The sequence below is a fragment of the Priestia sp. D51 genome (assembly GCF_053345675.1).
Genome location: NZ_JBLTIR010000012.1, coordinates 43,506 through 59,156, shown reverse-complemented (window position 1 = coordinate 59,156; position 15,651 = coordinate 43,506). Strand labels below are relative to the sequence as shown.

Below are 15,651 nucleotides of genomic sequence, written 5' to 3'. Positions count from 1 at the left end.
CAATCTCTTGTCTGGTGGCGATAGCGAAGAGGTCACACCCGTTCCCATACCGAACACGGAAGTTAAGCTCTTTAGCGCCAATGGTAGTTGGGACTTTGTCCCTGTGAGAGTAGGACGTTGCCAGGCACCTGAAAAAGGACTAGCTATTTTAGCTAGTCCTTTTTTGTTTACAATTTATTTGTTTTATGAAAAAGTATAGTAAGAACAATAAAATTCGCGATTTGCAGGTTTTGAAATAAATTTTAGTGGCAACGATAAAAGTAAAGAATAAACTTTAATAGTACATAGTTGAAAATTTTTTCGTTTCCTTTTATATTTAAATTAAGGTCAAATATAGTCAAAGTCAGAAGGAGGGGGCAGCGTGCCAAATATCTCTGACATTATCGAACAGTATTTAAAACAAGTACTTGAATTAAGTGAAAGAGAAATTGTTGAAATAAGGCGCAGTGAGATTGCTGATAAATTTCAATGCGTTCCGTCGCAAATTAATTACGTTATCAATACCCGCTTTACGGTTGAGAGAGGTTACCTTGTAGAAAGTAAGCGAGGCGGCGGCGGATTTATTCGTATTGCAAAAGTAAAAATGCATGATGCAGCGGATTTGTTTCAGCAAGTGATTGAGATGATTCAAAATGAAATTTCACAAGTAAGTGCTGAAAATGTCATTATTAGGTTAGTTGAAGAAAAAGTCATCACAGAACGAGAAGCAAAAATCATGTTGAGCGTTATCAATCGTTCAGTTATTAATATTGAACTTCCTTATCGTGATGAGCTAAGAGCCAATCTTTTAAAAGCAATGCTTAATTCATTACGCTACCGATAAGCTCATGATCTATTTTATTTAGAACAGGGAGTGATGACAGGATGATTTGTCAGCAATGTGAAACGAGACCTGCAACTCTTCACTTCACAAAAATTATTAATGGTGAAAAGACGGAGATGCACGTATGTGAACAATGCGCTTCAGAAAATGGAGATGCATTTTCTTTTTCAAATCAGCAAGGTTTTTCAATCAATAACTTACTAGCTGGCCTACTTAACCTAGACCCAGCAGTAACTGAAAATTATAAGAAACAAAGTCAGGACGTTCTTTCTTGTCCTACTTGTGGCATGACATATCAAAAATTTGCTAAAATCGGCAGGTTTGGATGTGCAGATTGCTACAAAACATTTGAGAGACCTCTTATTCCTTTCTTGAAGAGGCTGCATGGAGGCAATTATCTACATCATGGAAAAATACCAGCAAGAATTGCAAGTAATCTTCATTTAAAAAAGGAATTACAGGCATTAAGATTGAACTTAAAAGAGTATATCGAAAAAGAGGAGTTTGAGAAAGCAGCCGAACTCCGAGATCACATTCGATTACTAGAAAAGAAGATGAACGAATCGAGAGAGGAGGAAGCGTAATTCATGTCCCAGGATTTGTTCTTTTCCCAGCCTGTTAGCTCTTGGATGCGTCAAGAAGCTTCGAATTCAGATATTGTGCTAAGCAGTCGAATCAGGCTGGCTCGAAATTTAACTCATTATCTTTTTCCAACTCTCTTTTCTAAAGAACAAGCAGTTGAAGTGGTTCGAGTATTTGAGCAAGTTTTTCAAAAAAGCGAGAACACCAATCAGTGGAATTTGCATTTACTAAAGATGAACGAATTACAGCCTCTTCAAAAGCAAGTGTTGGTTGAAAAACATCTTATCAGTCCTAACTTGGCTGAAGGAGACAACAACGGAGCTTGTTTTTTATCAGAAAAAGAAGATTTGAGTATTATGGTTAATGAAGAAGATCATTTACGCATACAATGTTTATTTCCAGGCCTTCAATTATCTGAAGCTTTAAGCACAGCGAATAAAGTAGATAATTGGATTGAGAAATACGTAGATTATGCGTTTGATGAAAATAGAGGGTATTTAACCAGCTGTCCCACAAATGTGGGTACTGGGCTACGTGCATCTGTGATGATGCATCTGCCGGCTTTAGTGATGACCCGTCAAATTCATCGTATTATTCCCGCTATTAACCAGCTTGGCTTAGTGGTGAGAGGAATTTATGGAGAAGGTAGCGAAGCTTTAGGGAATATCTTTCAAATTTCTAATCAGATAACCTTAGGGAAATCTGAAGAAGATATTGTGGCAGATTTAAATAGTGTCGTACAGCAGTTAATTACACAAGAGCACTCTGCAAGAGACGCACTGTTTAAAACATCTCATGTAGAGTTAGAAGATCGAGTGTATCGTTCATATGGAGTATTGGCCAATAGCCGTATTATTGAGTCCAAAGAAGCTTCACAATGTTTATCAGATGTTCGATTAGGAATCGATTTAGGGTATATAAAAGGACTGAGTCAAAATATATTGAATGAACTTATCATTATGACGCAGCCAGGCTTTTTACAAAAGTATTCGGGAGGGCCCCTAAAGCCTCAGGAACGTGACATTAAAAGAGCCACCTTAATTCGAGAACGTCTCACTATAAATAAAAACACAAATTAAACGTGGAGGGTGACGATTATATGATGTTTGGTAGATTTACAGAGCGCGCACAAAAAGTATTAGCTTTAGCACAGGAAGAAGCACTACGCCTAGGTCACAACAACATTGGAACGGAGCACATTTTATTAGGTATCGTTCGTGAAGGTGAAGGAATTGCAGCAAAAGCTCTTTCTGCTCTAGGCCTAAGCACTGAAAAAATTCAAAAAGAAGTGGAAGCATTAATTGGCAGAGGCCAAGAATTAACGCAGACCATTCATTATACACCTCGAGCGAAAAAAGTCATTGAACTTTCAATGGATGAAGCCCGAAAGCTTGGTCATTCTTACGTAGGAACAGAACATATCTTACTAGGCTTAATTCGTGAAGGTGAAGGCGTTGCAGCACGCGTTTTAAATAATCTAGGTGTCAGCCTAAATAAAGCTCGTCAGCAAGTACTTCATTTATTAGGTAGCAATGAAGCTGCTTCAAGCCATCAAGGCGGAGGTTCTTCAAATGCCAATACACCTACGCTAGACAGCTTAGCACGCGATTTAACAGTTGTAGCGCGCGAAGGAAGCTTAGACCCTGTTATCGGACGTGGGAAAGAAATTCAGCGTGTTATTGAAGTGTTAAGCCGACGTACAAAAAACAATCCTGTATTAATTGGGGAGCCAGGTGTCGGTAAAACGGCAATCGCTGAAGGTTTGGCTCAGCAAATCGTCAACAATGAAGTTCCAGAAATTTTACGTGACAAACGCGTTATGACTTTGGATATGGGAACGGTCGTGGCTGGTACAAAATATCGCGGAGAATTTGAAGATCGCCTGAAGAAAGTAATGGATGAAATTCGTCAAGCAGGTAATATCATTCTCTTTATCGATGAGTTACACACATTAATTGGCGCTGGTGGTGCAGAAGGTGCTATCGATGCTTCTAATATTCTAAAACCGTCTCTTGCTCGTGGAGAACTTCAGTGTATCGGTGCTACGACTTTAGATGAATACAGAAAATATATTGAAAAAGATGCAGCGTTAGAGCGTCGCTTCCAGCCAATTCAAGTGGATGAACCAACGTTGGAAGAGTCTATTCAAATCTTAAAAGGGCTTCGTGACCGTTATGAAGCGCATCACCGAGTATCTATTTCTGATGAGGCAATCGAGCAAGCGGTGAAACTATCAGATCGCTACATTTCAGATCGTTTCTTACCGGATAAAGCAATCGATTTAATTGATGAAGCTGGTTCAAAAGTGCGTTTACGTTCATTTACAACGCCGCCAAATTTAAAGGAATTAGAGCAAAAATTAGAATCAGTACGCAATGAAAAAGATGCGTCTGTTCAAAGTCAAGAATTTGAAAAAGCAGCATCTTTACGCGACACAGAACAACGCCTACGCGAAGAATTAGAAGACACAAAGAAAATTTGGAAAGAGCAGCAAGGTAAAGAAAACTCAGCTGTAACCGTAGAAGATATTGCGATGGTGGTATCTAGCTGGACGGGTGTACCGGTCTCTAAACTGGCACAGGAAGAGACAGAAAGACTGCTAAACATGGAAGAGATTCTTCACTCTCGTGTAATTGGGCAAGAAGAAGCGGTAAAAGCAGTTGCAAAAGCTGTGCGCCGTGCTAGAGCAGGCTTGAAAGATCCAAAACGCCCAATTGGTTCATTCATTTTCTTAGGACCAACAGGGGTTGGTAAAACAGAGCTTGCACGCGCATTAGCGGAGTCAATCTTTGGCGACGAAGACGCAATGATTCGTATCGATATGTCTGAGTACATGGAGAAACATTCTACTTCACGCTTAGTAGGTTCACCTCCAGGATATGTTGGATACGAAGAAGGCGGCCAGTTAACGGAAAAAGTAAGAAGAAAACCTTACTCAGTTGTTCTTTTAGACGAAATTGAAAAAGCACATCCGGATGTATTTAACATTTTATTACAAGTGTTAGAAGATGGACGCTTAACAGATTCAAAAGGCCGTACAGTTGATTTCCGTAATACGATTTTAATTATGACATCAAACGTAGGTGCGGACACATTAAAACGAAGCAAGCACTTAGGGTTCACAGTAGAAGCAGAAGGCCAAGACTACAAAGATATGAAAGGAAAAGTAATGGCGGAAATGAAGCGCGCATTCCGTCCGGAGTTCCTAAACCGTATCGATGAAATTATCGTCTTCCATTCATTGGAGAAACCTCACTTAGCTGAAATCGTTAAATTAATGGCGGACCAGTTAACAAAACGCTTAAAAGAGCAAGAAATTGATCTTGAATTAACAAAAGAAGCAATTGATAAGATTGCAGAGGAAGGTTTTGACCCAGAATACGGCGCTCGTCCACTTCGTAGAGCAATTCAAAAACATATTGAAGACCGTTTATCTGAAGAGCTGCTAAAAGGGGTTGTTCAAAAAGGTCAGAAAGTGACGCTAGATGTAGACAAAGGAGAATTTGTTGTTAAATCCTCCGCTCCAAGCAGCATCAGCTAAATTTACTCAAACCAAGACGAGGCATACGAAAAAACACGTATGCCTCCCTTTTTATTTTAGCTTAGGAAATAGTGTACAATAGAGATAGAAATCGATTGAATGAACGGAGAGATTGATAACATAATGGCGAAACGAAAAACAAAATTTGCATGTCAGCATTGCGGATATGAATCCGCAAAATGGATGGGGAAATGTCCTGGATGCGGAAGCTGGAATTCGATGGTGGAAGAAATGGAAGAAACGAAATCATCACGCCGAGGAGCTTTTTCCGGAGCTACTGCTTCTAAAGTTCAAAAACCTCAGTCAATTACAGCGATTGAATCTACAACAGAACCACGGATTTTTACACCTTCTGCAGAGTTAAACCGTGTATTAGGAGGCGGTATTGTCAGAGGGTCACTCGTTTTAATAGGGGGAGATCCGGGTATCGGAAAGTCTACTTTACTTTTGCAAACCTCCGCGCAGTTAGCAATGAAACAAAATAAAGTACTATATATTTCGGGAGAGGAATCAACCAAACAAACGAAGTTAAGAGCGGACAGGCTAGGTGTAAAAGCTGAAGAGCTTTATGTTCACGCAGAAACAAACTTAGAATTAATACTAGAGGCCATCTCAAGCATGCAGCCTGATTTTGTGGTGATTGATTCAATTCAAACCATTTACCATGCTGATGTGACATCAGCGCCAGGAAGCGTCTCACAGGTGCGAGAGTGTACGGCTGAACTAATGCGTGTTGCTAAAACGAATGGCATTGCCATCTTTATTGTGGGTCATGTAACGAAAGAAGGGGCCATTGCGGGTCCAAGACTTCTTGAACATATGGTAGATACGGTTCTTTATTTTGAAGGAGAGCGCCATCATACGTATCGTATATTAAGAGCGGTTAAGAACCGATTTGGATCTACAAATGAAATGGGCATTTTTGAAATGAAAGAAAGTGGGCTAGAAGAAGTATTGAATCCATCTGAAATCTTTCTAGAAGAACGGTCTCAGGGAGCAGCGGGTTCGGTTGTTGTCGCTTCAATGGAAGGGACAAGACCCGTATTAGTAGAGCTGCAGGCGCTAATCAGTCCAACGAGCTTTGGAAACCCTAGAAGAATGGCGACAGGAGTAGATCATAATCGCGTTTCGCTTATCATGGCTGTCTTAGAAAAGCGTGTAGGAATGCTGCTGCAGAATCAAGATGCTTATTTAAAAGTAGCAGGTGGAGTGAAATTAGATGAACCAGCAATCGATTTAGCTGTAGCCGTTAGCATTGCTTCAAGCTTCAGAGATGCTGCTTCTAGCGCTACAGATGTTATTGTAGGAGAGGTAGGATTAACAGGCGAAGTACGCCGAGTGTCTAGAATTGAACAGCGCGTTCAAGAAGCGGTAAAATTAGGGTTCCAACGAATTATTATTCCGGAGAAAAATTTAGGAGGATGGAAAGTCCCAGATGGTATTGATGTGATTGGGGTATCAACAGTAGCGGAGGCTCTGCAATATACATTAGGAGGATAAGCAGTGGAAGGAGAAAAAACAACAGTTAGTCAAAAACAAATATCAGAAATTCTGCAGTTTGTAGCACCAGGAACCCCTATTCGTGACGGTATCGATAACGTCTTGCGGGCAAAGACGGGCGGCTTAATTGTTATGGGCTACAATGAACAAGTCAAAAAGATGGTAGATGGAGGATTTTCGATTAATTGTGCATTTACACCTGCGCATTTATACGAGTTAGCCAAAATGGATGGAGCGCTTATTTTAAACGACAGCGGAAGCAAGATATTGTTTGCTAATGCTCAGCTCATGCCAGATCCCTCTACCCCTTCTTCACAGACAGGAATGCGTCACCGTACAGCGGAGCGCGTAGCTAAGCAGTCAGGTGTATTGGTGATAGCCATTTCACAAAGACGGAATGTGATTACGCTTTACAAAGGGTCTCTGCAGTATGTATTGAAAGACATTAGCGTTATTTTAGCAAAAGCGAATCAAGCGCTTGGAACCCTTGAAAAGTACAAGGCGGTATTAGATGAATCGATTACAAGTCTCAGTGCATTAGAGTTTGAAGAGCAAGTAACTCATACAGATGTGCTGCAGTCGCTTCATCGTACAGAAATGGTTTTGCGTATTAAAAATGAAATTTTAAGCTATATTAGCGAGTTAGGAACAGAAGGAAGGCTAATTCGTCTCCAAATGAATGAACTGCTTTCTCACTTAGAGGAAGAAGCAACTTTATTAATCAAAGATTATATGTATGACCTCAGCTTTGACCCTTACCGAGTAATTGAACGCATGCAGCAGCCGTCAAATAATGTTCTTCTCGATGACCAAACGCTCCTTCGCTTAATGGGATATCCTATGTATACAAGCTTTGAAGACAGCGTTATTCCTAGAGGGTATCGAATGCTTCATAAAATTCCAAGACTTCCATCGATTATTATTGAAAATCTCATTGATGAATTAGGGGATTTAAAAACGATAGCAGATGCGTCGGTAGAAGAATTGGATGAGGTAGAAGGCATCGGTGAAATTCGAGCACGGAAAATTAGAGAAGGCCTAAAAAGACTAAAAGAGCAGCATCTTACAAACCGTCAGCTATAGGATATTAATTGACATTAAATGTTTGATTCATTAAGATATTGTGAAAATACAAAAAAAGTGACAGTTTGTTTACAAATTCTGTTTTTTGGTTAAATAACAGGTTTCAATCATTGTAAACTGTTTATAATGATAAAGGGAGGTGAAGGCGTGTTAAAACGTTTTGTACAGTTATTTTTTATTATTACAGGTGGTACATTGGGCGTCTTTTTTATACCTGAACTTATTCAATTATTAAATCTGCAAGATGTAGCATTTCTAGAAAAACCTTACGTCGATGCAATACTGGGAGCTATTTTGTTTTTCCTTGTCACGTTTTGGATTGTTGATTATATAGTTGAATTAATTCGCCGAGTGGAAGAGGCGTTGCTGAAGGCGCCTGTAACGGATGTACTTTTTGGTAGCTTAGGATTGATTTTAGGGCTTATTGTAGCCTACTTGGTCGGAGCTTTTTTAGGCAGAATTCAACTTCAAGTAGTAAGTACCATTTTACCAATCTTTCTAAGTATTCTTTTAGGTTACTTAGGGTTTCAAGTCGGGTTTAAAAAACGCGATGAGCTTGTGAACGTGTTTTCCATGCCATCTCGAATTGGGAAGAAAAAAGGGCAAGAAGAAGAAGCAGATAATGAAGAATCACTAAAGTCTCTTAAAATTTTAGATACAAGCGTTATTATTGACGGTCGTATCGCAGATATTTGTCAAACAGGATTTTTAGACGGAACGATTGTTATTCCGCGCTTTGTGCTTGAGGAACTTCAGCATATTGCTGATTCGTCGGATGTTCTAAAACGAAACAGAGGTAGACGAGGTCTAGATATTCTAAACCGTATTCAAAAGGAACTGGCAATGAAGGTAGAAATTTATGAAGGCGATTTCGAAGACATTCAAGAAGTGGACAGTAAGCTGGTCAAATTGGCAAAGCTGACTTCTGGGTTGGTCGTTACAAACGACTTTAATTTAAATAAAGTATGTGAACTTCAAAATGTCGGCGTCTTAAATATTAATGACTTAGCAAATGCCGTTAAGCCAATTGTGCTTCCGGGAGAAGAAATGAATGTGTTGGTTATAAAAGACGGTAAAGAGCATAATCAAGGTATTGCCTATCTTGATGACGGTACAATGATCGTGGTAGAAGAAGGAAGAAATTACATTGGAAAGCAAATTGATGTACTGGTGACGAGCGTACTCCAAACCTCAGCAGGCCGTATGATTTTTGCGAAACCCAAGTTATTAGAAAAAGCACTGTGACGTAACAGGTAAAGGGAGTATACCTATGAAGTATGAAATTATCGTTTTAGCTGCAGGGCAGGGGAAGCGAATGAAAGCGGGGCGGAACAAACAATTTTTAACTATTCAAAACGTTCCGCTTATCATTCATACGCTGCAAAAATTCGAACAAGATCCTTGGTGCAGTGGAATTGTACTAGTTGTAAACGAAAAAGAAGTGGCGATTTTTGAAGAGTTATTAGCTGAATATCCAATTCAAAAGGTTCAATCATTGACAGTTGGAGGCGATGAACGCCAACATAGCGTTTATAACGGCCTTAAAAGTCTAAAGCAGGCTCAGATGGTATTAATTCATGATGGCGCTCGACCATTTGTTCAACAAAACACAATCCATGAGTTAGTAGAAAAAGCTGCTAGTGATAAGGCTGCTGTACTGGCTGTTCCAGTAAAAGACACAATTAAGCGTGTGGAACAGGGGACTGTCATTGAAACAGTTGAGCGCTCTAGCTTGTGGGCTATTCAAACGCCGCAGGCTTTTCTTTTTGATGTAGTAATAGATGCACACGAAAAAGCAAAAACAAATGAATACTTAGGCACCGATGATGCAAGCTTAGTAGAAAAAGCAGGACAAAAAGTATCGATTGTAGAGGGAAATTACGATAATATAAAACTAACAACACCAGAAGATTTGTTATATGCAGAAGCTATATTAACAAAGCTAAACAGGACTGAAGGAGTGGAAAAATGAACATTCGAGTAGGACAAGGTTTCGACGTACATGAATTTGCAGAAGGAAGACCTTTAATCATCGGCGGTTTAGAAATTCCGTATGAAAAAGGATTATTAGGCCACTCAGATGCAGATGTGCTGTTACATACAATCGCAGATGCCTTATTAGGAGCGGCGGCTAAAGGAGATATCGGAAAGCATTTTCCGGATACAGACCCTGAATTTAAAGATGCTGATTCAGCAAAGCTTCTTCAACACGTATGGAAACTACTAAAAGATGAAGGTTATGAATTAAGCAATGTAGATTGCACGATTATCGCGCAAAAACCTAAAATGGCTCCTTACATTGAACCAATGAGAGAGCGTATTGCGCAGCTGTTAGAAGCAAGCATTTCTCAAATTAACGTCAAGGCAACAACAACAGAAAAGTTAGGTTTTACGGGACGTGAAGAAGGAATCGCTGCCCAAGCAGCCGTTTTAGTTTATCAAAAATAAAAACAGTTGACTTTGACAGATACCTATTTGGTGATAAAATTAGAACATGTCTAAAACATATAAATACATACTATAAGTAATATTAAATTGGAGGTCATCTTAGTTATGTCAAGCGAAGTAAGAGTTCGTTATGCCCCGAGTCCAACTGGACATCTTCATATAGGGAATGCAAGAACAGCACTATTTAATTATTTATTTGCACGAAATCAAAACGGTAAATTTATTATCCGTATTGAAGATACAGATCAAAAGCGTAATATCGAAGGCGGCGAAGAAAGTCAGCTGCGCTATTTAAAATGGTTAGGTATTGAATGGGATGAAAGTATCGACGTAGGCGGGGAGTACGGTCCTTACCGCCAGTCTGAACGTACGGAAATCTATCAAAAATATACGGAAGAACTTCTTGAAAAAGGATTAGCTTATCACTGTTACTGTACGTCAGAAGAGCTTGAAAAAGAGCGTGAAGAACAGCAGGCGAACAGTCAAATGCCGCGCTATTCAGGTAAGTGCCGTAACTTAACAGCTGAACAGCGTGCTGAACTAGAAGCAGAAGGCCGTGAGCCGAGCATTCGCTTCCGTGTTCCTAGTAACACAGAAATTAAGTGGAATGATATTGTCAAAGATGAAGTATCGTTTGAGTCTGAAGGCATTGGTGATTTCGTTATTGTGAAAAAAGACGGTACACCAACATATAACTACGCTGTAGCCATTGATGATTATCTAATGAAGATGACACATGTTCTACGCGGAGATGACCATATTTCCAATACACCGAAGCAAATTCTTGTGTATGAAGCTTTAGGCTGGACGCCTCCTGTATTTGGTCATATGACGTTAATCGTAAATGAAAATCGTCGCAAGCTAAGTAAACGTGATGAGTCAATCATTCAGTTTATCGAGCAATATAAAGAATTAGGCTACTTGCCAGAAGCACTATTTAATTTTATTACAATGCTTGGCTGGTCACCTGTGGGGGAAGAAGAAATTTTCTCTAAAGAACAGTTTATTGAAATTTTTGACCCAGCTCGTTTATCAAAATCTCCAGCACTATTTGATACAAGCAAATTACGTTGGATGAACAACCAATACATGAAACAATTGGATTTAGACGAGGTAGTAGCTTTATCAGTTCCTCACTTAGTGAAAGCTGGAAAAGTTGAAGAAACGCGCGATGCAGAAACAGAACAATGGGTACGTGACTTAGTCGCTCTATACCAAGAACAAATGAGCTTTGGCGCTGAGATTGTTGAACTTACTGAAATGTTCTTTAAGAAAGAAATTGATTACAGTGAAGAAGCAAAAGCAGTACTTTCTGAAGAACAAGTACTGGAAGTGTTAAAAGCATTTGCTGAAGAGATTTCTTCCTTAGAAGAATTCAGCGCTGATGAAATTAAGGCAGCAACAAAGGCTGTACAAAAAGCAACAGGTCAAAAAGGTAAAAAACTATTTATGCCAATTCGTGTAGCAACAACAGGCGAAACACACGGTCCCGAGCTTCCAAAAGCTATTTCTCTTTTAGGGAAAGAAACAGTTTTAGCTCGTCTAGAAAGCATTTATAGTTAACAAATTTCTATTTTGCCCATATGATAAAATAATCAAATATGGATATCGTTGAGAAGGAAGAGTAGGCAAGTTCATTGCATATCAGAGAGGGTTATCACCGGCTGAAAGTAACCTATGACAAAACTTGTTGAAGTGCGCCTTTGAGTCTTTTGTTGAATGCTACTAAGTAAGTAGGCAAAAGCGGTTACTTTCACGTTATGAGAGAAGAGTTGGGATTGTTTGTTGATCCAAACAGAGTGGAACCGCGTATATACGTCTCTGTGTCATTTGACATAGGGGCGTTTTTTTATACAATCAATGAGTAGATAGAGGAATAGCGGAATTGGGGTGAGATGATGCTAAAGTTGTTAAAGGAAGACATTGAGGCCATATTTGAACAAGATCCTGCAGCAAGAAGTTATATTGAAGTGATATTGACCTATTCAGGGTTGCATGCTATTTGGGCACATAGATTCGCTCACGGGCTTTTTAAAAGAAAGTGGTTTTTTCTGGCACGTGTAATCTCACAAATTAGCCGATTCTTCACAGGGATTGAAATTCATCCGGGTGCGAAAATTGGCCGCCGCTTTTTTATTGACCACGGAATGGGAATTGTTATTGGGGAAACGTGCGAAATTGGAGATAATGTAACAGTATATCAAGGAGTAACACTCGGAGGAACAGGGAAAGAAAAAGGAAAGCGTCACCCGACGATTGAAGACAATGTCTTAATTGCAACAGGTGCTAAAGTGCTAGGATCGATTACGATTCATGCGCACTCCAAAATTGGAGCAGGCTCAGTTGTGTTAAATGACGTCCCAGAAAACTCAACGGTTGTTGGTATCCCTGGCCGAGTCGTCATTCAAAATGGCGTCCGGATTCCAAAAGATTTGAATCATCAAGATTTGCCAGATCCAGATGCAGAGCGTTTCAAACAGCTAGAGAAAGAAATTTTACACCTGCAAAATCAATTAAAGGAATTAAAAGAAGGGAAGATTCACCATGGCAATTAAGCTATATAACACGTTAACACGTCAAAAAGAGACGTTTGTACCGCTAGAAGAAAACAAAGTCAAAATGTACGTGTGCGGACCGACCGTGTATAACTATATTCATATTGGAAATGCACGTCCTGCGATCGTATTTGATACGGTGCGCCGCTATTTAGAATTTAGAGGCTACGACGTGGAGTATGTCTCAAACTTCACAGATGTGGATGATAAATTAATTAAGGCAGCAAAAGAGTTAGGAGAAGATGTTCCAACGATCGCAAACCGCTTTATCGATGCCTACTTTGAAGATACGTCAGCTCTTGGATGCAAGCATGCCGATGTGCATCCACGCGTAACTGAAAATATGGATATCATTATTGAATTCATTGATGAACTGGTGAAAAAAGGCTGTGCGTATGAGTCAGAGGGCGACGTATACTATCGTACGCGTAAATTTGAAGGATACGGAAAATTATCACATCAGTCCATTGATGAATTGCAATCCGGTGCTCGTATCGAAGTTGGAGAAAAGAAAGAAGATCCATTAGACTTTACTCTTTGGAAAGCAACCAAAGATGGAGAGATTGCATGGGATAGCCCTTGGGGTCAAGGAAGACCAGGCTGGCATATTGAATGCTCGGCGATGGCACGCAAGTATTTAGGTGATACAATTGATATCCACGCAGGCGGCCAGGATTTAGCTTTCCCTCATCACGAAAATGAAATTGCTCAATCAGAAGCGCTCACTGGGAAATCGTTTGCGAAATACTGGCTTCATAACGGATATATCAATATTGATAATGAAAAGATGTCTAAATCACTAGGGAATTTCGTGTTAGTTCATGACATTATTAAAAAGCATGATCCTTCTCTACTTCGATTCTTTATTTTATCTGTTCACTATCGTCACCCAATTAACTATAACGAAGAAATCTTAGAGAATACGCGCAAAGGGTTTGAGCGTCTGCAAACAGCTTACGGCAACTTAACTCACCGTCTAGAGGCAGCAACAAATCTTCAAGAAGATGCTTCAGAATGGTTCGAAAAGCTAAAAGAGCTCCGCGAAACCTTTGTTGAAGAGATGGATGATGATTTTAATACGGCAAATGCCATTTCTGTTCTGTTCGAGCTAGCAAAGCAAGCTAACTTGTATTTATTAGAACAAACAACGTCTACAGATGTAATTGAAGCCTTTATTAAAGAGTTTAAAGAACTAGGTGCTGCAATAGGCATTGCGTTTGGAGAAGCTGAACTTCTAGACGAAGAAATTGATCAATTGATCCAAGATCGTATTCAAGCTCGTAAAGATCGTAATTTCCAATTAGCAGATCAAATTCGAGATGAATTAAAGGCTAAAAATATTATTTTAGAAGATACGGCGCAAGGAACAAGATGGAAAAGAGGATAATAGTGTTATGAGCAGCAGTAAATTAGATGTAAAACAGCTAAATAGCTTAGCTCTTGCTTATATGGGTGATGCGGTGTTTGATTTACATGTTCGCCGCCACCTGCTGGTGTTAGGGACAGTACGCCCTAACCAGCTTCATAATAAAGCTAAAAAATACGTATCAGCAAAAGCACAAGCACAAATCGTATATTATTTTAAAAATGAAAATTTTTTTACTGAAGAAGAAGAAGGTGTACTGCGCCGAGGACGCAATGCAAAGTCTGGTACAGTCCCTAAAAACACAGATGTGCAAACGTATCGCTACAGTACAGCATTTGAAGCGGTCGTAGGCTATTTGTATCTTTTAGGTGAAGAAGAAAGAATGACGGAACTTATTACTAAAGCTATCTCTTTCGTCGATGAAGGAGAGGGAGGAATGAATCATGGAACATGAATTTATCATTGGACGTAATCCGGTCCTAGAAGCCCTAAAGTCTGGGCGTGACATTAACAAACTATGGATTGCCGAAGGATCGCAAGGCGGTTCTATGGGGCAAATCACGCAGTTAGCAAAACGTAATGGTGTATTGGTGCAGTTTGTACCGAAAAAGAAAATTGAGCAAATGGTAGACGGTATTCATCAAGGAGTAGCTGCACAAGTTGCTGCTTATCAGTATGCAGAGTTAGATGATTTATTTAACTTAGCGGAAAAACGTAATGAAAGTCCGTTTTTCCTTCTGTTAGATGAGCTCGAAGATCCCCATAATTTAGGTTCTATTATGCGAACAGCCGATGCCGTTGGCGCACACGGTATCATTATTCCAAAGCGCCGTTCAGTTGGATTAACGGCCACTGTAGCAAAGGCGTCTACAGGAGCGATTGAACATATTCCTGTAGCAAGGGTAACAAACCTATCAAGGACGATTGATGAATTAAAAGATCGAGGCGTATGGATTGTCGGAACGGATGCGAAAGAAAGTGACGATTACCGCAACTTAGATGGAGGTATGCCGCTTACGTTAGTGATTGGAAGTGAAGGAAAAGGCATGAGTCGTTTGATTCGTGAAAAATGCGACTTTCTTGTACAGCTTCCAATGGTTGGGCATGTTACATCGTTAAATGCATCTGTAGCAGCTAGTCTTCTCATGTATGAGGTTTACCGAAAACGCCATCCTCTAGGTGAATAAAAATGGATATTCTACTGGTGGATGGTTATAACATGATAGGTGCGTGGCCCGACCTAAGAAAGCTTAGAGATAATGATTTAGCGGGTGCTCGAGACCTGTTAATTGAAAAGATGGCAGAGTATCAAGCATATATGGGGTATCGTGTCATTATTGTCTTCGATGCTCATATGGTCGAAGGAATTGAAAAGAAGGCAAAAAATCATAAGGTTGACGTTGTATTTACACGAGAAAATGAAACAGCGGATGAGTACATTGAAAAGCTGGCTCAAGAGCTAAACAATGTAAAGACACAGATTCATGTTGCTACATCTGATTTTACGGAGCAGTGGGCAATCTTTGGACAAGGTGCGCTTAGAATTTCTGCTCGAGAATTGTACAACGAAATTGAGCAAATTGAGAAACATATTAATCTTGATGTGAAGTCTATTCAAAATCAAAAGCCAGCGGCACGCATTCAACTTTCCAATCAAGTAGCCGAAATTTTCGAAAAATGGCGCCGGGGACAGCGGTGAGGTTATTGACGGTACGGAATTAGCTACTGTATAATATTTCTATCTACTGTGCGG

15 protein-coding genes, 1 rRNA gene and 1 other annotated feature are annotated in these 15,651 nt (G+C 39.8%); all 16 genes read left to right on the top strand.

Features of this window, described 5'->3' with window-relative positions:
• The first annotated feature begins 10 nt into the window (after positions 1-10).
• The 16 genes from rrf to ACNHOZ_RS26250 all read left to right on the top strand — a co-directional run bounded on the left by rrf (position 11) and on the right by ACNHOZ_RS26250 (position 15,597).
• Positions 11-126 (top strand): 5S ribosomal RNA (gene rrf / locus ACNHOZ_RS26325).
• Positions 127-361: 235 nt separating this feature from the next.
• Complete coding sequence (locus ACNHOZ_RS26320) at positions 362-823, top strand: CtsR family transcriptional regulator (RefSeq protein WP_013054895.1); 462 nt, start codon at positions 362-364, stop codon at positions 821-823.
• Positions 824-864: 41 nt separating this feature from the next.
• On the top strand, positions 865-1,407 hold the full coding sequence (locus ACNHOZ_RS26315; protein WP_028412656.1) for a UvrB/UvrC motif-containing protein: 543 nt from the start codon (positions 865-867) through the stop codon (positions 1,405-1,407).
• A 3-nt stretch (positions 1,408-1,410) separates the two neighbouring features.
• Entirely contained in the window at positions 1,411-2,484 is a 1,074-nt protein-coding gene (locus ACNHOZ_RS26310) for a protein arginine kinase (protein ID WP_013054897.1), read from the top strand.
• A 20-nt stretch (positions 2,485-2,504) separates the two neighbouring features.
• Positions 2,505-4,946, top strand: coding sequence for an ATP-dependent protease ATP-binding subunit ClpC (gene clpC / locus ACNHOZ_RS26305; protein ID WP_014462041.1), 2,442 nt, complete (start codon positions 2,505-2,507; stop codon positions 4,944-4,946).
• A 123-nt stretch (positions 4,947-5,069) separates the two neighbouring features.
• Positions 5,070-6,446, top strand: a complete 1,377-nt coding sequence (radA, locus tag ACNHOZ_RS26300) for a DNA repair protein RadA (RefSeq protein WP_013054899.1) — start codon at positions 5,070-5,072, stop codon at positions 6,444-6,446.
• Positions 6,447-6,449: 3 nt separating this feature from the next.
• A complete protein-coding gene (disA, locus tag ACNHOZ_RS26295) occupies positions 6,450-7,529 on the top strand; it encodes a DNA integrity scanning diadenylate cyclase DisA (protein ID WP_013054900.1) in 1,080 nt (359 codons plus the stop codon).
• 147 nt (positions 7,530-7,676) lie between these two features.
• On the top strand, positions 7,677-8,774 hold the full coding sequence (locus ACNHOZ_RS26290) for a PIN/TRAM domain-containing protein (RefSeq protein WP_014462040.1): 1,098 nt from the start codon (positions 7,677-7,679) through the stop codon (positions 8,772-8,774).
• A gap of 25 nt (positions 8,775-8,799) precedes the next feature.
• Positions 8,800-9,501 carry a 2-C-methyl-D-erythritol 4-phosphate cytidylyltransferase gene (gene ispD, locus ACNHOZ_RS26285; protein ID WP_063248112.1) on the top strand — a complete coding sequence of 234 codons (702 nt, stop codon included), beginning with the start codon at positions 8,800-8,802 and terminating at the stop codon, positions 9,499-9,501.
• Positions 9,498-9,977 (top strand): 2-C-methyl-D-erythritol 2,4-cyclodiphosphate synthase, encoded by a 480-nt coding sequence (gene ispF / locus ACNHOZ_RS26280; RefSeq protein ID WP_013054903.1) that lies wholly within the window; start codon positions 9,498-9,500, stop codon positions 9,975-9,977. Before ispD ends, ispF begins: the two co-directional genes overlap by 4 nt.
• A 105-nt stretch (positions 9,978-10,082) precedes the next feature.
• Positions 10,083-11,540 (top strand): glutamate--tRNA ligase, encoded by a 1,458-nt coding sequence (gene gltX, locus ACNHOZ_RS26275; RefSeq protein ID WP_048022302.1) that lies wholly within the window; start codon positions 10,083-10,085, stop codon positions 11,538-11,540.
• A 39-nt stretch (positions 11,541-11,579) separates the two neighbouring features.
• Positions 11,580-11,803: a binding site (T-box leader), on the top strand.
• 72 nt (positions 11,804-11,875) lie between these two features.
• Positions 11,876-12,532, top strand: coding sequence for a serine O-acetyltransferase (gene cysE, locus ACNHOZ_RS26270; RefSeq protein WP_025753192.1), 657 nt, complete (start codon positions 11,876-11,878; stop codon positions 12,530-12,532).
• Positions 12,522-13,919 (top strand): cysteine--tRNA ligase, encoded by a 1,398-nt coding sequence (cysS, locus tag ACNHOZ_RS26265; RefSeq protein WP_048022300.1) that lies wholly within the window; start codon positions 12,522-12,524, stop codon positions 13,917-13,919. The genes cysE and cysS overlap by 11 nt, the downstream gene beginning before the upstream one ends.
• Before the next feature lie 7 nt (positions 13,920-13,926).
• Positions 13,927-14,352, top strand: coding sequence for a Mini-ribonuclease 3 (locus ACNHOZ_RS26260; protein ID WP_048022298.1), 426 nt, complete (start codon positions 13,927-13,929; stop codon positions 14,350-14,352).
• Positions 14,342-15,085: a 23S rRNA (guanosine(2251)-2'-O)-methyltransferase RlmB gene (rlmB, locus tag ACNHOZ_RS26255; RefSeq protein ID WP_014462034.1), complete on the top strand. Its 744-nt coding sequence runs from the start codon at positions 14,342-14,344 to the stop codon at positions 15,083-15,085. The genes ACNHOZ_RS26260 and rlmB overlap by 11 nt, the downstream gene beginning before the upstream one ends.
• A gap of 2 nt (positions 15,086-15,087) precedes the next feature.
• Entirely contained in the window at positions 15,088-15,597 is a 510-nt protein-coding gene (locus ACNHOZ_RS26250) for an NYN domain-containing protein (RefSeq protein WP_013081364.1), read from the top strand.
• The last annotated feature ends 54 nt before the right edge of the window (positions 15,598-15,651 follow it).

Bases quoted from the DNA above. Each gene is read 5' to 3' on its own strand.
- radA (WP_013054899.1), top strand. From the start codon at position 5,070: ATGGCGAAACGAAAAACAAAATTTGCATGTCAGCATTGCGGATATGAA.
- rlmB (WP_014462034.1), top strand. From the start codon at position 14,342: ATGGAACATGAATTTATCATTGGACGTAATCCGGTCCTAGAAGCCCTA.
- ACNHOZ_RS26260 (WP_048022298.1), top strand. From the start codon at position 13,927: ATGAGCAGCAGTAAATTAGATGTAAAACAGCTAAATAGCTTAGCTCTT.
- cysS (WP_048022300.1), top strand. From the start codon at position 12,522: ATGGCAATTAAGCTATATAACACGTTAACACGTCAAAAAGAGACGTTT.
- ispF (WP_013054903.1), top strand. From the start codon at position 9,498: ATGAACATTCGAGTAGGACAAGGTTTCGACGTACATGAATTTGCAGAA.
- ACNHOZ_RS26315 (WP_028412656.1), top strand. From the start codon at position 865: ATGATTTGTCAGCAATGTGAAACGAGACCTGCAACTCTTCACTTCACA.
- gltX (WP_048022302.1), top strand. From the start codon at position 10,083: ATGTCAAGCGAAGTAAGAGTTCGTTATGCCCCGAGTCCAACTGGACAT.
- clpC (WP_014462041.1), top strand. From the start codon at position 2,505: ATGATGTTTGGTAGATTTACAGAGCGCGCACAAAAAGTATTAGCTTTA.
- ACNHOZ_RS26250 (WP_013081364.1), top strand. From the start codon at position 15,088: ATGGATATTCTACTGGTGGATGGTTATAACATGATAGGTGCGTGGCCC.
- cysE (WP_025753192.1), top strand. From the start codon at position 11,876: ATGCTAAAGTTGTTAAAGGAAGACATTGAGGCCATATTTGAACAAGAT.
- ispD (WP_063248112.1), top strand. From the start codon at position 8,800: ATGAAGTATGAAATTATCGTTTTAGCTGCAGGGCAGGGGAAGCGAATG.
- ACNHOZ_RS26310 (WP_013054897.1), top strand. From the start codon at position 1,411: ATGTCCCAGGATTTGTTCTTTTCCCAGCCTGTTAGCTCTTGGATGCGT.